16 protein-coding genes are annotated in these 25258 nt (G+C 47.0%); 4 read left to right on the top strand and 12 right to left on the bottom strand.

Annotation, left to right across the window (positions count from 1 at the left end):
• Positions 1–16 precede the first annotated feature (16 nt).
• From EC604_RS17580 to uvrB, 6 genes are all read right to left on the bottom strand, one after another.
• On the bottom strand, positions 17–2530 hold the full coding sequence (locus tag EC604_RS17580; protein ID WP_123065394.1) for a U32 family peptidase: 2514 nt from the start codon (positions 2528–2530) through the stop codon (positions 17–19).
• Between the two features lie 370 nt (positions 2531–2900).
• Complete coding sequence (locus EC604_RS17575) at positions 2901–4853, bottom strand: stalk domain-containing protein (protein ID WP_123065393.1); 1953 nt, start codon at positions 4851–4853, stop codon at positions 2901–2903.
• Positions 4840–6009: a S1C family serine protease gene (locus tag EC604_RS17570; RefSeq protein ID WP_123065392.1), complete on the bottom strand. Its 1170-nt coding sequence runs from the start codon at positions 6007–6009 to the stop codon at positions 4840–4842. Before EC604_RS17570 ends, EC604_RS17575 begins: the two co-directional genes overlap by 14 nt.
• 486 nt (positions 6010–6495) lie before the next feature.
• On the bottom strand, positions 6496–6705 hold the full coding sequence (locus EC604_RS17560; protein WP_123065390.1) for a hypothetical protein: 210 nt from the start codon (positions 6703–6705) through the stop codon (positions 6496–6498).
• Positions 6706–7653: 948 nt separating this feature from the next.
• Positions 7654–10512, bottom strand: a complete 2859-nt coding sequence (gene uvrA / locus EC604_RS17555) for an excinuclease ABC subunit UvrA (RefSeq protein WP_123065389.1) — start codon at positions 10510–10512, stop codon at positions 7654–7656.
• A 452-nt stretch (positions 10513–10964) separates the two neighbouring features.
• A complete protein-coding gene (gene uvrB, locus EC604_RS17550) occupies positions 10965–12956 on the bottom strand; it encodes an excinuclease ABC subunit UvrB (protein ID WP_123065388.1) in 1992 nt (663 codons plus the stop codon).
• Positions 12957–13125: 169 nt separating this feature from the next.
• On the opposite strand from uvrB, the gene EC604_RS17545 reads away from it, so the two are divergent.
• Positions 13126–13926, top strand: a complete 801-nt coding sequence (locus EC604_RS17545; RefSeq protein ID WP_123065387.1) for a flagellar motor protein — start codon at positions 13126–13128, stop codon at positions 13924–13926.
• Positions 13910–14749 carry a flagellar motor protein MotB gene (locus EC604_RS17540; RefSeq protein ID WP_123065386.1) on the top strand — a complete coding sequence of 280 codons (840 nt, stop codon included), beginning with the start codon at positions 13910–13912 and terminating at the stop codon, positions 14747–14749. Before EC604_RS17545 ends, EC604_RS17540 begins: the two co-directional genes overlap by 17 nt.
• A 239-nt stretch (positions 14750–14988) precedes the next feature.
• On the opposite strand, the gene EC604_RS17535 is transcribed toward EC604_RS17540, so the two are convergent.
• The 3 genes from EC604_RS17535 to EC604_RS17525 are packed head-to-tail and all read right to left on the bottom strand — an operon-like array spanning position 14989 to position 18294.
• On the bottom strand, positions 14989–16176 hold the full coding sequence (locus EC604_RS17535) for an ABC transporter permease (protein WP_240036982.1): 1188 nt from the start codon (positions 16174–16176) through the stop codon (positions 14989–14991).
• On the bottom strand, positions 16157–17347 hold the full coding sequence (locus EC604_RS17530; protein WP_123065384.1) for an ABC transporter permease: 1191 nt from the start codon (positions 17345–17347) through the stop codon (positions 16157–16159). The genes EC604_RS17535 and EC604_RS17530 overlap by 20 nt, the downstream gene beginning before the upstream one ends.
• An 11-nt stretch (positions 17348–17358) precedes the next feature.
• Entirely contained in the window at positions 17359–18294 is a 936-nt protein-coding gene (locus tag EC604_RS17525) for an ABC transporter ATP-binding protein (protein WP_123065383.1), read from the bottom strand.
• A 237-nt stretch (positions 18295–18531) separates the two neighbouring features.
• Between EC604_RS17525 and EC604_RS17520 the strand changes: the two genes are divergently transcribed.
• Positions 18532–19749 (top strand): sensor histidine kinase, encoded by a 1218-nt coding sequence (locus tag EC604_RS17520; protein WP_123065382.1) that lies wholly within the window; start codon positions 18532–18534, stop codon positions 19747–19749.
• Positions 19750–19819: 70 nt separating this feature from the next.
• Positions 19820–20458, top strand: coding sequence for a response regulator (locus EC604_RS17515; RefSeq protein ID WP_123065435.1), 639 nt, complete (start codon positions 19820–19822; stop codon positions 20456–20458).
• Between the two features lie 51 nt (positions 20459–20509).
• Here the strand turns inward: EC604_RS17515 and EC604_RS17510 are convergent, their stop codons facing one another.
• The 3 genes from EC604_RS17510 to EC604_RS17500 form a co-directional block, all read right to left on the bottom strand.
• The gene (locus EC604_RS17510) at positions 20510–21838 is read right to left on the bottom strand and encodes a PDZ domain-containing protein (protein ID WP_123065381.1); all 1329 of its coding nucleotides are present in this window, start codon (positions 21836–21838) and stop codon (positions 20510–20512) included.
• Positions 21839–21902: 64 nt separating this feature from the next.
• On the bottom strand, positions 21903–23375 hold the full coding sequence (locus EC604_RS17505) for a S41 family peptidase (protein WP_123065380.1): 1473 nt from the start codon (positions 23373–23375) through the stop codon (positions 21903–21905).
• A gap of 384 nt (positions 23376–23759) precedes the next feature.
• Entirely contained in the window at positions 23760–25040 is a 1281-nt protein-coding gene (locus tag EC604_RS17500) for a murein hydrolase activator EnvC family protein (RefSeq protein WP_123065379.1), read from the bottom strand.
• Positions 25041–25258: the final 218 nt, after the last annotated feature.

The following is a 25258-nucleotide window of genomic DNA, read 5'->3' as shown; positions in this document are numbered from 1 at the left end:
ATTGGGGTTGCTCCGTTTATTTCACCAATTGACCGCGTGTAACGCCCAGCTGGTTCGTTGCTTTCAGCGTCTTCCATACTTGTGTACCGCTGATCTCGCCGCGCAGTGCACGGTTGTACAGATCAATAACTTCCTTCACCTGCTCCGGTGTCTCTTCCAGAAACTCTACCCGGTAGCGGGATACACCTAGATCCATAAAGTTGGTCAGGTACTCTGCACCTGACTGCTCCACGGCGTTATATACCGTGTTACGGCAGCCTTCATCCACACGTACCGGGTGAGACATACCAATTCGGTCTTGCAGGGATGCCCGTTTTTCTTCGCAAGGACGTCCACAGTTCGTATAGTCCGTTCCTTCACTCATAAACGTACAGTATACACAGTGCTCCGTGTGGAACATCGGCAGATGCTGATGGATGACCACCTCGGTCTGACTTGTACGGGAGTTACCGAGCAAATCAACCATCTGCTGAATGTTCAGGTCATACGATGGTGTAATCCAGTCGCAACCTGCCTCAAGGAACAGTTCCACTGCCTTATGGTTGGCGATGTTCAAGGAGAAGTCCCCGATCAATTGCGGATGCTTCGCGTCCGGGTTCATTCTACGGTGACGCAGATAGAAGTAAAGCGCACCTGTATTACGAACGAGCACCGCATCCGGCTCCAAACGCAAGATATTGTTGTGATAGCCGTTTTCGCCAGGCATATGAATACGCGGCGTAGCCAGCGCGATTTTGCGGCCTGCGGCATGTACAGCTTCCACCGCTGCCGGGAACTGCTTGATGAACTCGAAGTCGGCGTAGATCATGCCGACGCCAGCTTCCAGCGCTGCCTCCACTTGTGGCAGGCTGCGGCACAGCGCGGTCAGCTCTGCTTGACCGCGAGCCACTGGCGATGCCGGTTGTACCGCATCGCCGTACACGTCCACCGCCCGTTTCACGTAGACGGGCGGTTTAGGGCGCTCGCCCGCGAGTTGTTCGACCGCCTGACGGCGAATATTGTTCAACTCGCGCATCGGGATGATGACGTCACCGTGCAGATTGACGTCCAGTTCCTCCAGCTGGAACACGGTGCCCCCGAGACGTCCGAATTGCTCCTCGAGCAATTCGTGGGTCATCGGACGTTTCTGGGCAATGTCCAGTTCCATCTCCGAATCCACGCGCACGGTTGTTCCCTTCTGCACGTCGGTCCACCACGTGCTGAGCGGTTGGCCCGGGCTGCCGATGACTTTCACTTTGACCGGGAAGACACGGTACGGCTTATCGGTCTCAAAGCTTTGACGCAGACGTTTGTCAAGCGCAGGATCATTGGTTTTCCATACCTTATCGCCGACTTTCACACGACGTAGATCCACATCACTGCGGCCTGGTACGATGTCCACGATCCAGCCTTCGCCGGCTTCGCCTTCGATCTTCACACCTTTGCGGCGTACATCATATACACGTCCGCCTTCTTCTTTTTTCGTTGGATCACCAGCATCAAACACAATGCCGTCTCCACGTTTCACGGGTGCATCCAGTTTCAGTACCACACCATCACGCAGCACTTGGTCTACACGACCAAGGTAAACGCCGCGGCTTTTCGGGAACGTCCCGTCTACGAGCTGTTTGTTGTTCGTGCCGTCCAGAAAACCATGTGTAAATCCACGCGAGAAGCTCTGTTGTAATTCACGAATCTCTTCCTTGCTTGCGCGTGTACTGTCACCGTCAAAATAACGGTCAATGGCTTTACGATATTTGCTAACTACGTTCGCCACGTACTCTGGCGTTTTGAGTCGACCTTCAATTTTGAAAGACGTTACGCCCGCTTCAATCAATTCCGGCATGATATCAATGGCTGCCAGATCTTTTGGCGATAACAGATACGCGACATCCCCCATCGGCTGGTGAACACCATCCACCATCAGATCGTACGGCAGACGGCACGCCTGCGCACATTCTCCACGGTTCGCGGAACGACCGCCCCACATTTCGGAAGTCAGACACTGACCCGAATAGGACACGCAGAGTGCACCATGCACGAATACTTCCATCGGAAGTTTCGCTTGATCACCAATCTTTTGGATCTGTTTCAGATTGTTTTCCCGTCCAAGTACGACACGCTCCATGTCAAACGGCTTGGTAAACTCTACCGCTTCAGGCGACGTAATCGTCATCTGCGTGGAACCGTGAATCGGGAAATCCGGTGAAATCTCACGAATCATTTTGACCAGACCCAGATCCTGTACGATTACAGCATCCACACCGGCATCTACGCAGGCATCGATGAGTTCTTTGGCATCTTTCAATTCATTTTCAAAGATCAATATATTAAAGGTCAGGAACCCTTTCACGCCATAACTGTGCAAAAACGCCATAATCTCCGGCAGCTCGTCCATACGGAAATTGTTCGCTCTAGCCCGTGCATTAAACTTTTCGACCCCGAAGAAAATCGCATCCGCCCCGTTGGCTACCGCCGAACGCATGCAATCCCAGTCCCCAGCAGGTGCCAGAAGCTCAACGTCTTCTCTTCGTATTGTTGCTGTTTTCATGTAGATCCTCCCCATACCGGCCTACGCCGGTGTTCTTCCCTTGGTACCTGTATTTCGGTACGCCTGCATTGCTGTCAACGTCAAGTATCGCTATATCTATACATTATGTCTGTATTGCCTGAAATCCAAGCCTACAGTCTCTCTATTTCTCAAATCAGCAGTAATAACTCCTGAACTAGTATAGTGTACCACTTCTGCACCGACTCTTCTACGGTTTCCTGAAAAAACCGTTTGTCATTTTCATCATTTTTCCATAGGCATTCCACTCATCCTCATCACATTTCCTCTTCCCCCATCCATTTTGAAATCATAGCCAAAGAAAAACCGGAAGGTTCTTTAACCCTCCGGCAATTTCTACACATCTATATTCTTATTTAATAAAAGTAAATGAGTTCACTGCTTTTTCCAGCATGGCTGCCTGGACTTGCGTGCGGTTCGCATCGTTCAGACCATTCGTGATCGTATACGTGATTCCATCCTTTTCAAACACAATCTGACGACCTGTATACGGCACACCCTTATCCACTTCATGGTACGTGAAGGAGAATGCAGGTACACCTGCAAAAGTCAGTTCCTCGCTGCGGATCAGATTGAAGTTTTTTCGCGTTTTGGCTGCCTCTGTATATGCCTCTCTCAGCTGACTAACCGTCATCTCAATCGACTTGTCCTCTGTAGCTGCAATGGAAAAGTTGCCTCCCGTGAAGGTATAAACGACAGGTGAGCTTTCAAACCGATCACTATACGGCGTCCAGTAGCGCGGAATATCCACGCTGTAATGATAGTTTTTGGACGTACGCGTGATCGTTTTCATTTTATCTGTCAGATATGGATCTTCATCCAGCTGACCGAAATTATCTTTTACCGTGTCAAAATCAATCTCCACACTCTTCATAATCCGTTCAAACCATGCCCGGTCCACGGCCTGTCCTTCAGGGAACGTATATTCCGCGTAGTAACGATACCCGTTCTTCTGCAAAAGTACGTCAAACTCGGTCTGCCATCCTGATCCAAAGTTATAACGGAATTCATTCACCTCGGCCGTTTCACCCGAGATTTCCGTTGTAAACGAGCCTACTTGCTGATAACTCTCCGCTGTAAAGGTTTCACGCATCCACTTCTCGAGCTGGTCACTCCAGTCCTTCACCGTTGCACCGGACTTGGCTGAAGTCACTCGAAGCTGCAAATAAGCACCGTCTTTATCTTTATAAACCATATTATTATTGTCCATGGACCAGCCCGCTGGAACCATTAATTCAATTCCGTAATCATCATTCCATGCCGAGCGCATGCCTTCCTCCACCGTGGAAAGATCCTTAATGGTTCGATCTGACTGTGAATAGCTTGGTTCAAATGAATTGAGTAATGAAGCATGTTTGCCCAGATCTTTATAATTCATCGCCTCGTAATCCGCCAAGTAGACATCATATTGACGACCTTCATAAATATATTGGCGCAACTCCCATAACACGCCATCCGCATCTTTGACGACAACTCTTGCATAAGGTTTGTTCCCTTTAGATACCGCTTCACGGTCCAGTACCGTATCTCCTGCCTGTTTGGCCACCTGCACGAGTTGTGTCAGCAAGTCATCCGCGTCCAATACTACATTCTGGTCACTCACATACACTTCGAGATAATAACTTTCATCCGCAGCGCCAAAGGTCATCATCCGTTCCTGTTCATTCGTTTGCAACACCAGAAGATCGGCTGGATAATGAATCGACCAGCCATAATAGCTGTTGCCAATTCTCGTTTTCCCTTTGTCCAGATCAATGCCGCCCTCATCCACGCCCTCACCCGCTTGCAGCAAACGAATGACGATATCTCCCGAACTGCTCGGCGCAAGCGTCGCACCGATTCCTGCCGCAACCGGGCGAAGAGGCACCATTAATACACCATTCACCATTTTGGGTGCAGTGCCCATCTCCACTTTGACTCCGTCAATCCATGCGATGGAACTGTCTATTCTCAAAGCCACAACGTGCGGACCTTCCTTGATTTTGATGACATCGTTTTTCTCCAGTCGAACTTCACTGCCAAAGGCTTTTTTGAATACACCGACAGGCACTAGTGTCACGCCTTTAACCGTGAGCGGTTTGGTGATGTTTTGTTTCTTGCCATTAATAAAAGCACTTGTACTTCCTGCTTTGACACGCAGCTCATTGGTAATCAAATTATCCGTTGCCCATACTGGCAGAGCTGTGCCTGCCAGCAACATTCCCGCTAATACACCCGTGCTCAGCACGCGTAACACTGACTTCTTCATTCCGTTCATTCGTCCTCTCTCGATTCGGGTTGCTTGCCGGGCTTTATTGTTCTTCATCCGTTGGAAGCGATTCGTCGGACTGCCCCTCAAGCGAAGCTCGATCCACAAGTGTTAATGTGCGGGTAACAATGTCGCCGTCCGTTTGCACCAGCAACTTTACCTTTTGTCCAGGTAAGTAGGCTTTGAGCAGCTCATTGATATCGACTACCGACGATACACGTTTGCCCGCGACGCTGTAGATGGCATCTCCTTCCTTGATCTTGGCTTTCTTCGCTTCCGGACTCAGTACGCCCGTAACCGTCAACGGGTCTTCCGCAGGCAGACCTACAATGGCCGACCAGCTCTCTTCCAGCTGTAATCCGAGACTTGCCCGTTTGATCGTTCCATATTTAAAAAATTGATTGATGACAAAGTTCACGGTGTCTACAGGAATAGAGAACCCCATGCTCTCGATGCCCACTGCAGAAAATTTCATGGAGTTAATACCGACGACTTCTCCCTTCAAGTTAACAAGCGGTCCTCCGCTGTTCCCGGGATTAATCGCCGTGTCTGTTTGAATTAAGCGGTAGGACGCTTCCACGCCACGGTTCAGACCACTGATCACGCCAACTGTAGCTGAGTTACGCAATGAAAAGGAGATTGGCGTACCGATCGCAATCACGGTTTCACCCACAGCCACTTGCGAAGCTTTAGCAAAGACCGCAGGTTTGAGTGCTTTGGCGTTAATTTTAATCAGCGCAAGGTCACTTAACGGATCACTGAATGTTTCTGTAATGTTATATGTATTCCCATCTGTCGTCACAACGACCGGATCGACCAACTGATCAACCACATGAGCATTCGTCACAATCCATCCATTAGCGCGAATGATAACTCCTGTACCATGTGCCAGATTATAACGATCGTTTGCCGATCCATTCTGGTTTTCCGTCGTTTTGCCTATAATTCCTACCACAGACGGTGATACCTTTTCAATCACTTTAGGAATGGCTTCGCTTCCCTTATACGAATACGTTCCTGATTTAGCATTGTATTGTCCACTACCGCCGAACATCTTCACCAAATCTTTCGTATCTACATACACCTGACCGTCGATTTCCTTGGCTTGCATGCCTGACTTCGATGCCGCTGCACCAGCTGTCGCTGCCATCACACCGATGGAGAGCACAACAACCATCATCATGGCTGTTGCCCGTTTTATTATCCTTTTCATGACTTCACCTGACCCTCTCTACTCTTTACATCCTTCTTGCGCGACTGGACAGCCGATCCCTGGCTGAATCTATCTTCTCTCTCATCTGCAATATCGGTATCCCTCAATGTATCATACAAATTCTGGCTATACAATCGTTTTAATTTTCGATATTTTTCGACACAATTTGACTCTCCCAGCTTTCTCCCTTCGGAGAATACAGGCATGAAAAAACACCTTCCATATTCATCATGGAAAGTGTTCGAAATCGCTATTGCTTGGTCGTATTTGTTTGCATCTTAGTATTGCTAGTAAAGCGTATTTTCTTTGTTGTAGATTAGCATCATAATCAGTACAACATAGTACCTCTAATCTAGGTAAGTCTTCTATACCTTTTTTAGTAAAGGATACCTGTTTATACTTTTCCTACTGTTCATACTTGATATGTTACCGCTCTTCCTTACGATGCTGTTCAATCTCTGGTACCTCTTGCCGGTAATGTCTCCGTTAACCAAACCAACCTGTGATCATCGCGTAGTCTGTCATCAAAAATACAAGCAGACTGACAATAGTAAACCCGATGGCAAACAAATTTTTCTTCGGTGCACGAAGCAGACGAACCAGTCCAATAAAAATCAGGATGGTAAACAAGATTACAAAAATATCAAATGCATTAAAATTCGATGTACTCGCCGTGGCAGCCTCTGCAAGCAGCATGGATAGACAGACCTCCTCACCATAGTTGAACAACTAACACATACCCTAAACTCTTCCTCTATGTTATCTGTACCCTGTTAGTAATGCAAGCCCTATCATCCAGAAAAATGAAAAAAATCCAGATTGACCGATTCGCTCGCAAAAGCTTACCCGGTCTAATATGTAAACACTTTCATCAAACATTCTTAATAACAGCTAATGGATGACAGACACGGGTAGCAACAAGATGTAAAAAGAGCCAGGGGTAGGTGACAGAGCCAGTTACCTCAACCTCCCAGCTCTAACGGTCACCAGGGAGCTTATTTGGGCGATTATCACCTGTATCAAAATCTAACGATCATGAGAAACGCTATTTCACTCACAATCGTCGAAAAACAGCCTATTTCTCGCTTTTTCGATGAAATAACGTCGCTGGTGATCGTTAGAATTCTGATTCACCTTATTTTGCTCAAATAAGCTCACCTGTGATCGTTAGATACTTAGCGCAATAATTCATACAATTAATACACCAACTTACTCCTTAATGCTCCTTAATGCTTCTCAACGATTCTTAACACTTCTCAAAATCCCCTTAATTTTTATAACGCCTCTCACTTCTCCCCAATAAAGTTACAACTTCGTGGAATCATTTCATTTTTTTAAACACACATTGCAATTTCCCTCAAACTATCCTCTTCTTTAACATCAAAAAAACCTTCCTTACCCTAGAAAAGGTGGTGGACTATCATCCACAGCCTATTTGCCAGGTAAAGAAGGCTTACATTTTTATTCCAACTCAGTATCTAATTAAGCAGTCCTAAAGCACAGCACCGCGCTCTGGTGTCGCGTGCCGTGCAAAAAATCTCACAACTCCACGGTGTAGAGTGTCACACACGCCATAGAGCATCTGCGTAATTGACTATAAGTAATTCAATTTACAGATTTGCTACGCTCTTACTCTTACGCTGACTACTCCGCCAGTTGCAGAGCTCTGCTCCGCTCTGTATCGCGCTCCAGTACAGGTTTTAGATACTTACCCGTATAGGATTCCTGCACTTTAATAATATCCTCTGGTGTTCCTGTTGCTACAATTGTACCGCCGCCGCTTCCACCTTCTGGACCCAGGTCAACAATATAATCGGCTGTTTTGATGACATCCAGATTATGCTCAATGACAAGCACAGACTCTCCTGAATCGACGAGGCGATGCAAGACGTTCAGCAGTCGGTCGATATCATCGACGTGCAGACCAGTCGTAGGCTCATCCAGAATATAGATCGTCTTGCCAGTACTACGTCGATACAGCTCGGAAGCAAGCTTCACACGCTGTGCTTCACCACCGGACAGTGTTGTTGCAGGTTGACCGAGATTGATGTAACCAAGGCCTACATCAAGCAACGTTTGCATTTTGCGATGAATTTTTGGAATGTTCTCGAAAAACTGAGTTGCATCCTCTACGGTCATTTCAAGCACATCTGCAATATTTTTGTTTTTGTACTTCACTTCAAGTGTTTCGCGGTTGTAACGTTTGCCTTTGCAAACCTCACACGGCACATACACATCCGGCAAGAAGTGCATCTCAATTTTTATAATTCCGTCTCCACGGCAGGCTTCACAGCGTCCACCTTTGATATTAAAGCTAAACCGGCCTTTTTTATATCCGCGTACTTTTGCTTCATTGGTCTGTGCAAACAGGTCACGAATGTCGTCAAATACACCGGTATAGGTTGCCGGATTGGAACGTGGAGTTCGTCCGATCGGGGACTGATCGATATCGATAACTTTATCGATATGCTCCAGACCACGAATCTCCTTGTGTTGCCCTGGACGTACTCGTGCACGATTCAAATCACGTGCCAGCGTTTTATACAAAATTTCGTTGATCAGTGTAGATTTACCTGAACCGGACACTCCTGTTACAGCGGTAAACACACCCACCGGAATCTTTACATTCAGATTTTTCAGGTTGTTCTCTTTGGCTCCGCGCACTTCGAGCCAGCGGTCGCCGACACTTCGGCGTTCAGTACGAATCGGAATAAACTTCTTGCCACTGAGGTACTGACCTGTCAACGAATTCTCGTCATTCATAATCTCCTCAGGTGTACCTTGAGACATCACTGTTCCGCCGTGAATACCTGCACCTGGACCAATGTCGATAATATAGTCCGCCGCCATCATCGTATCTTCATCGTGTTCGACAACAATCAATGTGTTCCCGATATCCCGCATATGTGCGAGCGTGGAGATCAGACGATCATTATCCCGTTGATGCAGTCCAATACTTGGCTCGTCCAAAATGTAGAGCACGCCCATCAGGCTGGAGCCAATTTGAGTTGCTAGTCTGATCCGTTGTGCTTCACCACCGGACAACGTTCCAGCAGCACGGCTTAGCGTCAGGTAATCCAGACCCACGTTAACGAGGAAACCCAAACGACTGTTAATTTCTTTTAGGATCAGTTTGGCGATGGTCTGCTCTTTCTCGGTCAACTGCAACGACTCAAAGAAACGCCCAGCTTCACCTATGGACAAACTAGTCACATAAGCCATGTTGTGGTCATTAATGGTTACAGCAAGACTCTCTCGTTTCAAACGCTGCCCTTTACATGTACTACAAGGCTTGGCACTCATGTATCCTTCAATGAACTCACGTATACCTTCAGAACCTGTTTCGCGATAACGACGCTCCAGATTATTAACGATCCCTTCGAACGTAACTAAGGCCTCTTTGCGTTGCCCGAAGTCATTTTCATAACGGAAACGAATCTTCTCTGATCCTGTGCCTTGCAACAGTTTGTTCATCTGGTCAGCAGGCAGATCCTCTACAGGGACATCCTGAGGGATGTTGAAATGTTCGCATACGGATTTTAGAAACTGCGGATAATACGTGGACGTCCCTCCTGTCCAGGCATCAAACGCTCCTTCTTCAATTGACTTACTTCGATCCGGCACAAGCAGGTCCGGGTCTACAATCATTTTGACACCCAAACCATCACAATCCGGACACGCACCAAATGGACTATTAAAAGAGAACATCCGCGGCGCCAGCTCATCAATACTGAATCCACACACCGGACAAGCAAAGTTGGAACTGAAGCGCAGTTCTTCTTCACCGATAATATCGACGAGCAACTGCCCGCCGGACAAGTTAAGTGCCGTCTCAATGGAATCTGCCAAGCGAGCTTGGACATCTTCCTTCACAACGATCCGGTCAACGACAACATCAATGGTATGTTTTTTATTTTTCTCCAGCTGGATGTCCTCTGACAGGTCGCGCAGTTCTCCATTGACCCGAACACGAACAAAACCTTGTTTCGACACATCAGCAAAAACACTTTTGTGCTCCCCTTTGCGTCCCGCAACAATTGGAGCCAGAATCTGCAACCGGGTACGTTCAGGGTATTGCATGATACGATCGACCATCTGTTCTACGGTTTGGGATGTAATTTCAATCCCGTGATCTGGACAATGCGGATGACCGACACGAGCAAACAGGAGACGCAGATAATCATAAATTTCAGTAACGGTTCCTACAGTGGAACGTGGGTTACGACTTGTTGTTTTCTGATCTATTGAGATCGCAGGTGACAAACCCTCAATCGAATCGACATCCGGTTTTTCCATCTGACCCAAAAACTGACGTGCATAGGCTGACAGTGATTCTACATAACGCCGTTGTCCTTCGGCATATATCGTATCAAACGCTAGCGAGGACTTGCCTGATCCGCTCAAACCAGTCAATACGACAAAGCGGTCACGCGGAATGGTAATATCGATGTTTTTCAAGTTATGCGCTCGTGCGCCTTTGATGACAATGTTCTCGCTCGCCAATGGTATTCATCCTCTCATTGCTTTTCTATTTATATAAGTTGAACTATTGATTATTTACACGTGTACACTCCAATGGCAGAATAACCTGGAGAGTAGCTGTTATCCCCAGATTTTTTTGATCTCTTTTTATTAAGGGGAAAAATCTGTTGATAAGCTTACGCTTCCGATGTAGCTTTCTTATTAGAAAGCTTTGAGGCGAACGCTCCGCTTTTTCAGGTTTTTTTCTGTCCTCTCCGTTTCTGTGTAAATGATTAATTCAACTTACATATAAACCTCTTAACCAAAATCGTCATTTATATCAGTATAGACCTGATTTTGCAATTTCAACATGTCTTATTATCGGGTCAACGGATACATTTATTTACTTGAATTTACTCAATAAGAGAACGGCCAAACTGGCCGTTCTCTTATCATCCATGTTCAATCAACGAAGCTTACTCTATCGAATTCCTCTATTCTGCTCGCAGCTCCAGCAGTGCATCACGAAGCTCGGCTGCACGCTCAAACTGCAAGTTTTTGGCTGCGTCTTTCATCTCTGCTTCCAAACGCTGGATCAGCGATTGGCGCTCCTTCTTCGACATCTTCTCGGCGGCGCCAGTCAGATACTCGTTTTTGGATTCGGCAACCTTCGTTGCCTCAATGACATCACGCACTTTTTTGCGAATCGTCTGCGGTGTGATGCCATGTTTCTCATTGTATTCCATCTGAATGGTACGGCGTCTCTCCGTCTCTTTTATCGCTTTATCCATGGAATCTGTCACTTTGTCGCCATACAAAATAACTTTACCCTCACTGTTCCTTGCGGCACGCCCAATCGTCTGAATCAGGGAACGCTCGGAACGCAGGAAACCTTCCTTATCCGCATCCAGAATAGCAACGAGTGAAACCTCCGGCAAATCCAGACCTTCCCGGAGCAAGTTAATTCCAATCAATACATGGAAGGTACCCAGCCTCAGATCACGCAGAATCGACATCCGTTCCAGTGTTTTAATCTCTGAGTGCAGATATCTAACCTTAATGCCAACTTCCTTCAGGTAATCCGTCAGGTCTTCCGACATCTTCTTGGTCAGCGTAGTGATCAGCACCCGCTCGTCTTTGGCAATCCGGTCGTTAATCTCTGCAATCAGATCATCAATCTGTCCTTTCGTCGGACGCAGCTCAATAACAGGATCAAGCAGGCCAGTAGGACGAATGATCTGCTGAACCATCGTATCGGTATGCTCAATTTCGTAAGGTCCCGGTGTCGCCGATACATAGATGATCTGGTTCATCTTTTCTTCAAACTCTTCAAACTTAAGCGGACGGTTATCCAGTGCAGAAGGCAAACGGAAACCGTGATCCACTAGTACAGTCTTCCTCGCTTGGTCACCATTGTACATCGCGCGGATCTGCGGCAATGTGACGTGAGACTCATCCACCACGATCAACATATCATCCGGGAAATAATCCATTAGTGTATATGGTGTATCCCCGCGTTCACGGAAGGTCAGCGGTCCGGAATAGTTCTCGATCCCCGAACAGAATCCGACTTCCTTCATCATCTCGATATCGTAACGTGTACGCTGCTCCAGTCGCTGCGCTTCCAGCAACTTGCCTTGCTCACGCAATACTTCAAGCCTTTCTTCCAATTCACGTTCTATATTCACCAGCGCCACACGCATCGTTTCTTCTTGAGTTACGAAGTGAGATGCCGGGAAAATAGCAATATGCTCTCGCTCACCGATTAATTCACCGGTTAAGACGTCTATCTCGGTAATTTTCTCGATCTCGTCCCCAAACAGCTCTACACGAATGGCATGTTCACCCTTGGAGGCAGGGAAAATCTCAATAACATCGCCACGGACACGGAACGTACCACGTACAAAGTTAATATCATTCCGCTGATACTGTATCTCTACAAGACGGGACAGAATCTGATTGCGTGGCTTCTCCATCCCTACTCGCAGAGACAACAACATACTGGAGTAGTCATGAGGTGATCCCAAACCATATATACAGGATACGCTCGCTACGATAATGACATCACGACGTTCGAACAACGAACTGGTCGCGGCATGCCGCAGCTTATCAATCTCTTCATTAATGCTCGAATCCTTCTCGATATACGTATCTGAGGAAGGAATATAGGCTTCTGGCTGGTAGTAGTCGTAATAACTGACAAAATACTCAACCATATTATTTGGAAAAAATTCTTTGAACTCACTCGCCAGCTGTGCTGCCAGTGTCTTATTGTGCGCAATAATCAACGTGGGCCGCTGCAATTTGGCAATGGTCTGTGCAATAGTAAACGTCTTGCCCGTACCCGTTGCACCCAAAAGCGTCTGGTATCTCTTCCCTTCCTGAACACCCTTTACCAATTCTTTAATGGCTGCAGGCTGATCACCCTGGGGAGAAAACTCTGACTCGATTTCGAACGTTTTGTCGCTCATGATAATATCGCTCATTGCCGTATCTCACCCTATCGTCTAAAATAATAGTCACTATATATTGTCGAAGTTCCCCGAATTTCCAGTTGGGAAAACTTATAGTAATAGGAATATTTGTTCCCGTTCAATTATACCTTGTTCGTTTTAGTGATGCAAACGTGAAATGAAGATAGGAGTGGGTTAATTTATGGATATTGCGACACTTATCGGTATAATTGCCGGAATTGCCGCAGTTATCAGCGGTTTTTTGTGGGAAGGCGGTCAACTGTCTGGCCTGTTGCAAAAAACGGCTGCTCTAATCGTGTTCGGCGGCACCATTGCTGCCGTTGTAGCCAGCTTCCCTGCACATCGTTTGCGAACGATCCCTGCTGCTTTACGCATGGCGTTTGGACGTCGTGCTCAGGATTCCAAACAATGGGTTGAAGAACTGATCGAAATGTCATCCATTGCCCGCAGATCCGGTGTGCTTGCTCTGGAACGCAGAGTCGTGGATCATCCCCATCCCTTTTTGCAAGATGGCATCCAGATGGTTGTCGACGGTACAGACCCGGATGTTGTTCGGCAGATTCTAGAGATGGAAATTGATTCTGTAGAGCAGAAGCATGAGAGTTATGCCAAAATATTTGAATCTGCCGGCGGTTATGCCCCAACAATGGGGATCATCGGAACCGTAATGGGACTTATCCAGGTACTCGGAAGCTTAACCGATCCAACCGGACTCGGACCAGCCATTGCCGTTGCCTTTACAGCTACTCTCTATGGGGTTGCCAGTGCTAATCTCATCTTTTTACCTATCGCCTCCAAAATCAAATCCAGAGGTGCTGACGAGGTGCAAGAAATGGAGATGATGCTCGAAGGAGTGCTTGCCATTCAAAATGGTGAAAATCCACAGCTCGTTCGCAAACGACTAGAGTCTTTTACACTCTCACATCGTCAGGTCTTGCAATCTCCGCTCGCAAAGGAGGGATTAGATGAGTCGTCGCAGTAAACGTCGTGCCAAACGCGAAGCTGCTGACCATCGGGATCGCTGGATGATTACCTATGCGGATCTCATTACGTTGTTGCTGATTTTTTTTGTGATCATGTACGCCATGAGCAATCTGGATACCGGTAAATATGACGTCGTGACCCAGTCCCTTCAAAGCACTTTTAATAAATCGGACTCCATTCTTGAACTGGGGAACGGACTCGGCGAGACACCAGGTCAAACCATCACCAAGAACCCCTCATCCCAAGTTCAGGGAAGCTCAGAGGATGATGAGAATTCATCATCCGATTCGGGCAAAGATACCCCGGATGACAACGACCGTCCCCTCACGGAACGGGAAGAACAATTCAGGACTCAGGAGCAGGAATTACAAAATCTGTTTAATGTGATTACCCAATATATCGAAGATAATAAACTGGATAATCAAATTTTCGTGGCGGACAAACCGCAAGGTATCTCCATTACGCTCAGTGACCGTTTTCTGTTTGATCAAGGACAAGCTGCCTTGAAAAAGGATGCTGCGCCTACACTTAGCAAACTCGCCAGTTTATTTCGTAATCTTCAAATGGTGGTCAGTATTGAGGGGCACACGGATAACATTCCGATCGGAGCCAATTCCACGTACAAGGATAACTGGGAGCTTTCCGGTGAGCGAGCCTTATCGGTACTTCGCTTTTTCCTGGATCAGGAGAAGCTTGATCCAGACCACTTCCAATACGCAGGGTATGCGGATACCAGACCAACCGGAGACAATACAACAGCCGCTGGAAGACAGAAGAACCGCCGGGTTGAAATTACGGTACTTCGCCAATTACAGCCATAGTCAGTTGCAAAAAAATACAAGCCAGATTTCGATCTCTATGACCGACTATACGAACTAATGATATAAAAAAACAACACAGTAAAAAGCACGTTATACCGCATTCATCTCGGCAGACGTGCTTTTTCTAGTGCATCTTCAACTGCTCTTGCTCTTGCCCCCACGTTAACTCTTAACCCTTACTCCCTCTATCTCTTCTCCTTTTCATTGTTAATCTCATCAATAATTACGCCGCCACCAATTTACGCATCCGTCCCCGGTTGATTGGGACGAAGAATCACGGAACCGACAGCCAGCAGAATCACAGCCATAGCGAACAGAATCAGTAATGGCAAGGTGATGTCGGCCAACTCACCTCCGGCAGAGATCGTTTCGACTGCCTGAATCGTCCATTTTTGCGGCACGAAGTTCGCCAGCTTCTGCATATACTCCGGCATGATGGATAACGGCCAGAAGCAGCCACCAATCATACAAGTGGGTACAATGATGAGTGAGTTCAACATACTTGCATTTTTCGATTCACGAATCAAGCCGCTCACAGCACTAGCTAATCCCATCGATACCAGCATAAATGCTCCAAGAATCAGAAAGTGAATACCAAACGGAATCCCTGCATCATAATGCAGCACCCATCGGCTTATGCCGAGCACGAGCGTAATCTGGATGACTCCAATCGCAAGACTACCCAGAAAATTTCCTAGCGCGATCTCATATGACCTAACTGGAGCGGTATACATGCGAGCCATCGTACGCTGCTTTCGATCATCCATAATAACAGCCACCGCACTCGTTAACAGTCCCATCATGAACATAATCGTGAATCCGGTCACGTTATTTAAACCTGGCTTTGGATACAGCTGTAAATGTAATGCTTCTCCAGATAGATGATGTCTCCCAATCTCTTGCAGGAGCTGTGCGAGTTTATCATCCTGACTCTTAGCGTCAGCGTTAGCAGGCGACAAGGAAGAAGATGTTTGTACCGCAACAGCAGATTGTTTCAACCCATCAGCAACCCCTTCGGCGGCTGCCCGAAGGATGTATGAGCTTTCGCTGACACGCATTTCAATCCACTGGATCTCTGCGGGTTTGCCCTGTAACAACGATTGGGTGTAATTGGCGGGAATCACAATTCCCATGCTTCCTTTTTGCCGAACGATATCAGACTTCACTTCCGCCTCGTTACTCACAGCTTTGAAGCTGTAATCCTCCGTGCGAGCGAGCTCGTTGATCATCCATGATCCTGCAATCCCCTCATCCATATTGACATAAGAAACAACCGCACGGCTTGCCTGATCACTTCCAAAAAGAGCAACTGCACCTGTCACAACAAGACATGGCAGCAGTAAAAATGCAACAAACCCACGTTTACGCCCCAGTGTTCTCCGAATCATTAGCCAAGCGATATGCAGACTATTCATAACGGTATCCAACCTTTCTGTATATCACTGCGGCAGCGGCTGCGAGCACTGCACATACAGCCCCGAGCATTAAAATATTGTGCATGATCTCTCGCATAGTTGCATCCAGCATCATACTAAGAAAACTTTGAAGCGCCCAATGATTTACGGTGAATTCGCTAATGCGCTGTACAAAATCGATAGCGATCGGAGTAAATCCGCCGCTAATAAAAGTCATTACGATGATGATACCCTGCATTAACGCATTAGCCGAGGCGGCGTTTTTACTAACCAATGCTACAATAATGCCCAAGGTCATTGACGCCAGTGTAATAAGTATACAGATCAGTACAATTAACCAAGGATGACCACCCCAATTCACGCCAAATAACAGGTTGGTCATGACGATAATAATACTCGCTTGTAAAAAGGCAAGAAAACTGTTGCCTGCAACTTTGCCAGCAAAGATCACTCCATTGCCTACTGGAGTTGCCTGAAGACGAGCGAGCGTTTGTTTGTCGCGCTCCGTAAACAGGCTGTTGACAGTGGTCATACCAGAGTACAGCATAAACATCGCCAGCATAGCTGCAGCGTAATATTGTGAAGCGCTGTAGGATTGACCGGAGTGCCCCGGGCTGCTGACCTTAATATTCGGCTTTGCAGAGGTTGATCCAGTGCCATCTTGCGTTGCAATCGCCATCACCGTGTCAGGCCCGAGGACTTTTGCAATTGCAGCCTGTCGATTCAACCCATCCGTAAAGCTAGTGAATAAAGTCTGCCCCACGACATTAAGTGTGTTGTCTTTTCCAAGTATCCATTGCAGCTTAACGGCTTCTCCTGCCAACCATTGCTGCACCATATCCGAAGTCATGATCACCGCAAAATCAAGATTTCCTTGTTTTAACGCATCAATCGTTTCGTCCTGCGAAGACATGTTTTTAATCTTGATCATTTGGGCTACCTCAGGTGCAGCTACAAATGCTTCCAGGGCTTCACCCACCGGAGAGGACGCCGCTTCATTTGATTGCACCATCCCCACGCGTAACGTTTCAGGCGTAGTATCTTTCCCTGTTCCCATTGCGCTCGATAATGCCGTTCCTAAGATAAAAATTAATAATAAAGGCAGAATAAACAAATTAATGACCACAGAACGAATTTTCAGAATACGTCTGAGTTCAAAGATACAAATATGCCATATGCTCATGCCATCTCCCCCTAGTCTCGAAGCGTACGCCCGGTCAGATTGAGGAAAAGCGTTTCGAGATCCGGTTCTTCGACCCGGAGGGAATGAATGGATACGTCATGTTTGCTGCAAATAAACAGCATATCTTGCAGTGCCTGCTGTGCCGAAGGCAGCATAATCGTTAATGTGTCTTCGGTGACTTCTACTGCCCGTACACGCGGGTGAAGCTTAAGTTCTTCCACAACACCGGCATCGATCCCGGAAGTGGTAAGTACGATTTTTTCCTCCGATGCAACGCGTTCCCTTAGCTCAACCTCGGTTCCACAAGCAATAATCCGGCCTTGATCCATGATGGCTACCCGATTACTGATCGCTGCAACCTCCTCCATATAATGACTTGTATAGATGATGGTCGAGCCCATCTTGTTGAGCGTTCGCACCGATTCAAGAATGTGATTGCGGGATTGTGGATCAATGCCCACGGTGGGTTCATCCATAATAATCAGATCTGGCCGATGACTAAGGGCACATGCGATGTTGAGTCTGCGTTTCATGCCTCCCGAGAAGGTGGATGGAGCATCCTTGGCCTTATCTTGCAAACCGACAAATTCAAGAGATTCCTGTACTCTTTCTTTGAGCATCTTCCCTCGTAATCCATAGAGCCGGGCAAAAAAAGTAACATTATCCGCAGCACTCATCGTTTCATACAAAGCCAATTCTTGCGGAACCAGTCCAATCTTACGCTTCACATCGAGTGGTCGCTCCTTCACCGATATGCCATCCAGTCTGATCTCTCCCTGATCCATGTTGAGCAGACCTGCAATCATGCTAATGGCGGTGCTTTTTCCCGCTCCATTCGGGCCAAGCAGGCCAAAAATCTCTCCCTTTTGCACACTTAAGTTGAGGTGATCCACCGATAACTTGCTGCCGTATCGTTTTACAACGTGATCCATTTCCAATATGTTCATCTACGTATGCCCCTCCCATATGAGCTCTTACCGCGATATTCCTAAATCTATTGTATCGAATGTCTCCCTTTGGCGAAGGTACATAAAGTCATCATTCAAAGGTGACTTAAGTCATCTCCTGATGTTGAGGTGGCCTATGTTATAATCAAGGATGCGTTATCGGGAGTTCTATCCTGGCTCTCTTCCATCTGTAAACATTTTATTCTTCAATCTGCATAAAAAGGATGTCATCTACATATGCCCTTGGGATTCCTACAATATGGTTTATTAGTTGTACCTGCTGTGTTGTTCAGTTTGACCCTTCCTTTACATGGCGAAGCGCTGTACACCTTTTACATCCTCATCTCGACCTTACTCGCTGTAACGAACCGCTTTACCCGTTCAGGTGCAGGGCAGTCGCTGTTATTTCTGGCAGAAATAATGTGGGCCAGCTGGTTGATGGCGCTGTATGGCCCCTTTATGATTTTCATCTCTCTATCGGCTCTCTATGTTTATATGTATCGGCTCGGTGGATCTATAAGATGGTTCATATTAGGGATTCAGCTGATTACAACGAACCTCGCACTGTATTGGCATGTTGCAACTCCAACTACGCTCAGTTCTGGAGCCATGGAAGTTCAAATGAACACCATCAGCTGGTTCTCGGACTCTGTGAAGATAAGCATTGGCGTAAACTTGCTCCTATGGATGACAGCAGCGCTCTCCTGGCAAGGAGCCAAAGCGGCAAACCGTCGTAAACAACTGGAGCATGTGTATGACGAGCTGCGGCATAAGCATTATGAGCTGCAAGAAACCCGTGCACAACTGCTGTTATTTTCCAAACAATTAGAAGATGCGGCTCAGGCAGAAGAGCGTATTCGAATATCCCGTCAGCTTCATGATGATATCGGACATCGTCTAATCCGCACAAAAATGATGTCAGAGGCTGCATTGCTCACGCTACCCTTGAATAACGAACTGGGTACCGAAATGGTCAAGCAGATTCGAGATCAGCTCGCTGCAAGTATGGATGATATGCGTAACACACTTCATAAACTTCGTCCTGATTTTCATGCATCCGATGCCTACGCTTTGGATCGTCTATTAGAGGAAGTCGGCCGCGATACAGGGATACAGACCCATTACGAAATTGTTGGTCAGCCACACGCTCTCTATCCAAGTACGCAGATTGTGTTGTACAAAAATGCGAAAGAAGCCGTGACAAATGCCATTAAACATGGAAAGGCCACTTCCATTCGTTTGCAGCTGGCTTTTGGACATCAGGAGATTTGTATGAGCATCAGTAATGATGGCAGCACACACTCCCTTTTGGATACAGGTGTAACAACCGGCCTTGGGCACGAGGGTATGCGCCAGCGCACACAGTTCATTGGAGGTACCATTGAGGTTCAATCCACCGCCCCATATACGCTTATCACTCGAATCCCCATTACGAACAAAATGAATATACTGTAAAACGGAAAGGAATATGCTCATGCCAGAAGCAAACCATAGCAGTCAGGAAGCATTGTCTGAACAACCTTCAATGATTCATGTCCTTCTTGTCGATGACGATCCCTTCATCCGGGAAAGCCTGAACGTGGTGCTCGGCCTGGATACGGATATCCATATTACAGGTACGGCTTCCAATGGGACGGAGGCACTTGCTTGCCTTGAATCAGGAACAACAACAGATGTTGTACTCATGGATATTCGTATGCCCGAATGTGATGGGGTCGAAGGCACTCTTCTGATCAAAACCCGTTTTCCCGATATCCAGGTGCTGATGCTGACGACCTTTGACGACGATGAATATATCATTCAAGCATTACAGAACGGAGCGAGTGGTTATCTGCTCAAAAATGTCCCTCCTGCCCGTATCGTGCAGGGCATCAAAACCGTCCATAACGGGGATATGCTGATCCACCCGGATATTGCACGCAAACTCGCGGGTTTGCTTCGAACGCCAGCTTCTCCTCCGGTAAACGAGCCCTTTGAAACGTACGGGCTTACCCGCATGGAGCTTGCCGTTGCCGAAGCCATCTCTGAAGGATTATCCAATAAAGAAATTGCCGCTAAGCTTTTTCTCAGTGAGGGTACTGTCAAAAACTATGTAACTGAAATTCTGGGCAAGCTGAATTTGAGGGATCGCACCCAAATCGCCATTTTTATTTTGAAAAAATAAAGAAAAAAGGTACTCCCTCACCCCAGAGAAGGCGTTTGGAAGTACCTTTTATTACATTTCGATCGACCCTTTGTCACTCACTACAGGGGCTGGTGGTAAAGCCAGTGGAGCCTCGTCAATTCGCTGCTCTTTCCGGCGTGTGAATAATTTGAGCATAATCACATGAAACAGCGTCACCGGACGCGGCTGAACTGCCCATGCCTCATGTTTATCCGGTGCCATAATCACACCAAGCTGGTGATGCTCGCCTTCGTAAATCGCTCGCTGCATAAACTTGCTCTCTCCCTGATGATTACGCACCTCCAGCTTGCAAAAAGCCGGATTCATCCGCAGTGCCCGGTGTAGCTCTTCGGGAGAATGAACGAGTATACCGTTCACTTTATACAGCGTCTCCCCTGCCTCAATTCCGAGCTCTGCTGCAGGACTATCTGGAATCACACTCAGTACCTTAAGGCCATGCTGAGGGTGAACAAATGCAGGACTAAGTTGTTGCTCTTCCAATGCACTGTACCACACCAGGACTTCATGTCCAGCAAAAGCTACCAATGCCGCAACCACCGTCAAAGGTGACCACCATACGGCAAGCAGACTGAATACAAGCAAAGCCAAGCTATACAGCATCAAACGTTTAGCTGAAATCTGAAGTTTACGCCCAGGTAGCATACTTTGTGTGTTTTCACTAAATCCCAGTAAGATGGGCAGCGCCATTAGCGTGTAGCCTTGACCTGCATGAAGTAACGGAGTCCACGCTATTTCTGTGATGCCTCCGGTTGTCGGAACAAGAATCAGTAGCGGAACCGCCCAAAAGAGCTGGATCTGATACCCGCCTACTAACTTCCCACGTTTGCCTTCCATCAGAAACGGAGAGGCCATAGATACACCCTGCATTCGTGCCAGTATAGCTTCGCCAAAATGCAACAATGCAGCCAGAACGAGTAACGCAGGCATGTCCAGTGCACGCACCGTCTCCACAGCCTGTCCAAGCATGCCGGAAGGCTGCCAGCTGGATGCCACATTCAAAGCAAATTGAAGTATTCCCAGTGCCCCCGCTGCATAGGCAAAACACAAATAACGGATACGAATAAGAGCCAAGACCAATGCTGCAATCCATATGCTAATCAGACTGCCCAGGGTAAGATAAGTGCCAAGGAAAAGCGATACCATGGACACGATTACACCAATGACAATTCCCCCGAGAACCGCTCGAATCGTCTGCGTGATTGAACTCTGCATACGCACATGGAAGAGTTTACGTTCTTGGAGCAACTGACGATGATAAATCAAAACAATCAGAATCACTGCCATATAATAAAACGGCTGAATCAACAACTGTAACAATGCTTCCCCTAATGTAGTTAACCAAGGCCATGCCCATTCCATTGTAGCATTTCACTCCTCTCCTTCAGCCGGTTCAGAAAAAAAGAAGGCTGAAAATCAGCCTTCTTTATGGCTTCGACACAGCGGACGAAATATCCTTTGAGACATTTTCGATCGCGCGTTTCAGCTGTGCATCATATTGAGGATTAGCGATGCGTTCAATCAGAGATGCCTCCAGAGATTCTGCCGTTTTCTCATCGATTTGGCCAGTAACCTGAATGCCTTTTTTCTTCTGGAACGCCTTGACGGCTTCTTCGGTCTTCTGGTCGTAGTATCCGTCCACACGATCCGGCTTGAAGTCAAGTCCTCTCAGCATCGTCTGCGCACTCTTCACATCCGTGCTATTGCTGTCATATTTCAGTGGCAGCTTCTCTTTATTAATCGGTGCAACCGAGAAATAATCAGGCTGGTTCACTGCGATATCCGGTTTGATGCCTTTTTCGTGAATCCAAGTACCGTTTGGTGTCAGCCACTTGGCAATCGTAATTTTCAGCAAGCTACCGTCACCCATCTGTTTATCGTAGCTGGTTTGCACGGTTCCTTTACCAAAAGAATTCTCACCCACGAGTGTAGCGCCAGCAGATTGTTGCAAAGCTCCTGCCAGAATTTCGGAAGCACTCGCGCTGCCTTTGTTCATCAGCACCGTGATTGGATAAGGCTTGGCTGATCCATTTGATTTACTTTGTTCCTTCTTGCCATTTTTATCTTCAACCTGAACGATGACTTTGCCTTTCGGTACGAACTGTTCTGCAATATCGATAACGACTTGCAGTACACCGCCCGGGTCATTCCGTACATCGATGATCAGGCCTTTCATATTTTGCTTCTCCAGCTTCGCGAGTTCTTCCTTGAAGCGTTCACCTGTATTCAGCGAGAACTGCGTAATGTTGATGACACCAATACCGCCATCTTCCATATGTGCATAGACGGTTTCCAGGTCAATATCATCACGAACAATCGTGAATTCAATCGGCTCTGTCGATCCCGCACGTTTCACTTGTACTTTGGCTTCGCTGCCCTTTGGACCTCTAATCTTGTTGACCGCTTTGTTGAGCTCAAGTCCTTGAAGCGATTCACCGTTAACCGACATAATGATGTCTTTCGCACGGATACCTGCTTTTTCAGCAGGTGAACCTTTGATTGGGGAAACGACAACGACATTACCGTCTTGCGAGGAAACCTCTGCACCAATACCGGTAAATGATCCTTCGATGGACTCTTCAAACTGGGCTGCTGTTTCCTGTCCCATATAGTTGGAGTAGGGATCACCCAAAGATTCCATCATACCGTTAATCGCACCATCGATCAGCTTGGTACGGTCGACATCTTTATAATAGTTGCTGGAGATTAAATCCATTGCGGTTTCAATCTTCTTCATATCGTTCTTCTGCTGCGAGCTGCCGGTTACACTAGCCAGCAATCCTTCGCCGGGTCTCACTTGATTTGTAATACCCGGATAAGTCATTAACACGAGCGTTAATAGACTTCCGCCAAGCAGTCCCAGAATAACAAACAGCAGCGCCGATCTTTTTTTCATCATCCGTATGTCACCGCCTTTAGTTTTGAAGCGCATCCGATTCGGACTGCCCCGAATCATTCCCTGAACATGCCAGCTTAGTATATGTCTAGCTTGTACGAATTATGATTTTTCCATTCGAACTTTAAACTATATAATTTGAACTGAAAATTTTACACAGCCCACTTCAATGACAGAATAACCTTACAATCGCTGTTATCCCCAGATTTTTTGGATTCCCTTTTTTGAAGGGGAAAATCCGGTGATAAACGTATGCTTTCGGTGCAGCTTTCTTTTAGAAAGCTTTTAGGCGAACGCTTCGCTTTTCCAGGTTTTTTCTGTCCTCTCCGTTAGAGTGTAAATGAATAGTTCAACTTATATAAGTTGCATCGCATTAAATCAGACAATCTACAAATAGTTCATCGGATTCACAGCTGTTCCGTTATCACGCACTTCAAAGTGCAAGTGAGGCCCAGTCGAGTTCCCTGTATTGCCAGACTCGGCAATGGTATCGCCTTTACTTACCGTATCTCCCTTGCTGACCTTGAATCCACCTTCACGCAAGTGACCGTACAATGACCACAGACCTCCGCCATGATCAATAATAACCGTATATCCATAGCCACTATACCATTCAGCCATAATGACAATCCCGCCGGAAGCCGCATGAACTGATGTGCCTACTGGAACAGCAAAGTCGACACCTGCATGAAGTTTACCTACTTCCCCCGTAATCGGGTGAATTCGCGGACCAAACGGTGAAGAAATGCGTCCACCGGAAACCGGTTTTGCAAAAATACCGCTGCCGGATGAATAGGTTACTTCACTGTTGCCGCTTGAGCTTACACGTGTTGGTGCCTTGGCTGCTGCTTTGGCACGTGCCGCAGCTTGGGCCCGAGCTTTGGCTGCCGCTGCTGCCTGTTGCTCACGCAATTTATTTTTCTCCTGTAACAGAGCTGAGCGTTTGCCAGCAATCTGCATCAACACAGCTTCCTGCTCTGCCGTCAACTCTTCGGATTGTTCAATTTTAGCATCATATGAAGCCAGAAGCACCTGCTTTTCTTTCTCTTTTTCGTTCAGCTGTGACTTGCGCTGTTTCTTCTGTGAATACAGGCTTTTGGCCTCCGCATACTGCCGGTCCAAATCTGCCTTTTTCTCCACCACTAGCTGCTTGTCCTTTTTATGTTCATCCAAGAGATGCTGATCCTGATCCACAATCGTTTTAAGCGAGTCCGCACGGGTCAGAAAATCAGTAAAGCTGGTGGAAGACAACAGGACATCAAGGTAAGATACTGCCCCATCCGTGTACATCAGGCGCACACGTGACTCTAACAGTTTTTCTCTTGCGACGATGCGGTCTTCTGCCGCTTGCAGATCCTTTTTCGTTGTACGGAGATCTTCCTCCGTATTTTCAATCTGCAACGATACACTCGCCAGCTCATCACTTACAACATTGATCTGTTCCAAGACAACCTTCAGATAGGCATTGGTTTTGTTCTTGTAATGCTGCGCTTCCTGTTTGTTGGCCGCAGCCTTTTTTTGCTCCTGCTTGGCGGAAGCCGCCTTGCTCTCCAGTTGCTGAATCTGTTGATCAATATCGCTGATGCTATTCTTGGCATATCCGTCAGAAGGTTGAAACGTCATACCGGCCAGTAACATAAAGGCCAGCAGCGAAGCGGTTTTTTTCAAAATGATGATCCCCCATCCTATGAATTCACAAGAAAGCAACCTGCACAGGTGGTGAACAGCATGTTCTTTGCTTTCTTTCATCAAAACAACAGTTGCGTCTTTCCTACATATCGTCAAACAGCATTCAATAATGAACCTGTTTTGGCATTCTTTTCGACATTTTCTGCTAAATGCAGTTTGAACGAAGGATGACCCACGCGTTTACGGGCCAAACAGCT

Origin of the sequence: Paenibacillus amylolyticus (genome assembly GCF_003719335.1) — a bacterium.
Classification (GTDB): Bacteria; Bacillota; Bacilli; order Paenibacillales; family Paenibacillaceae; genus Paenibacillus; species Paenibacillus amylolyticus_D.
This window is presented reverse-complemented; position numbering and strand designations above follow the sequence as displayed.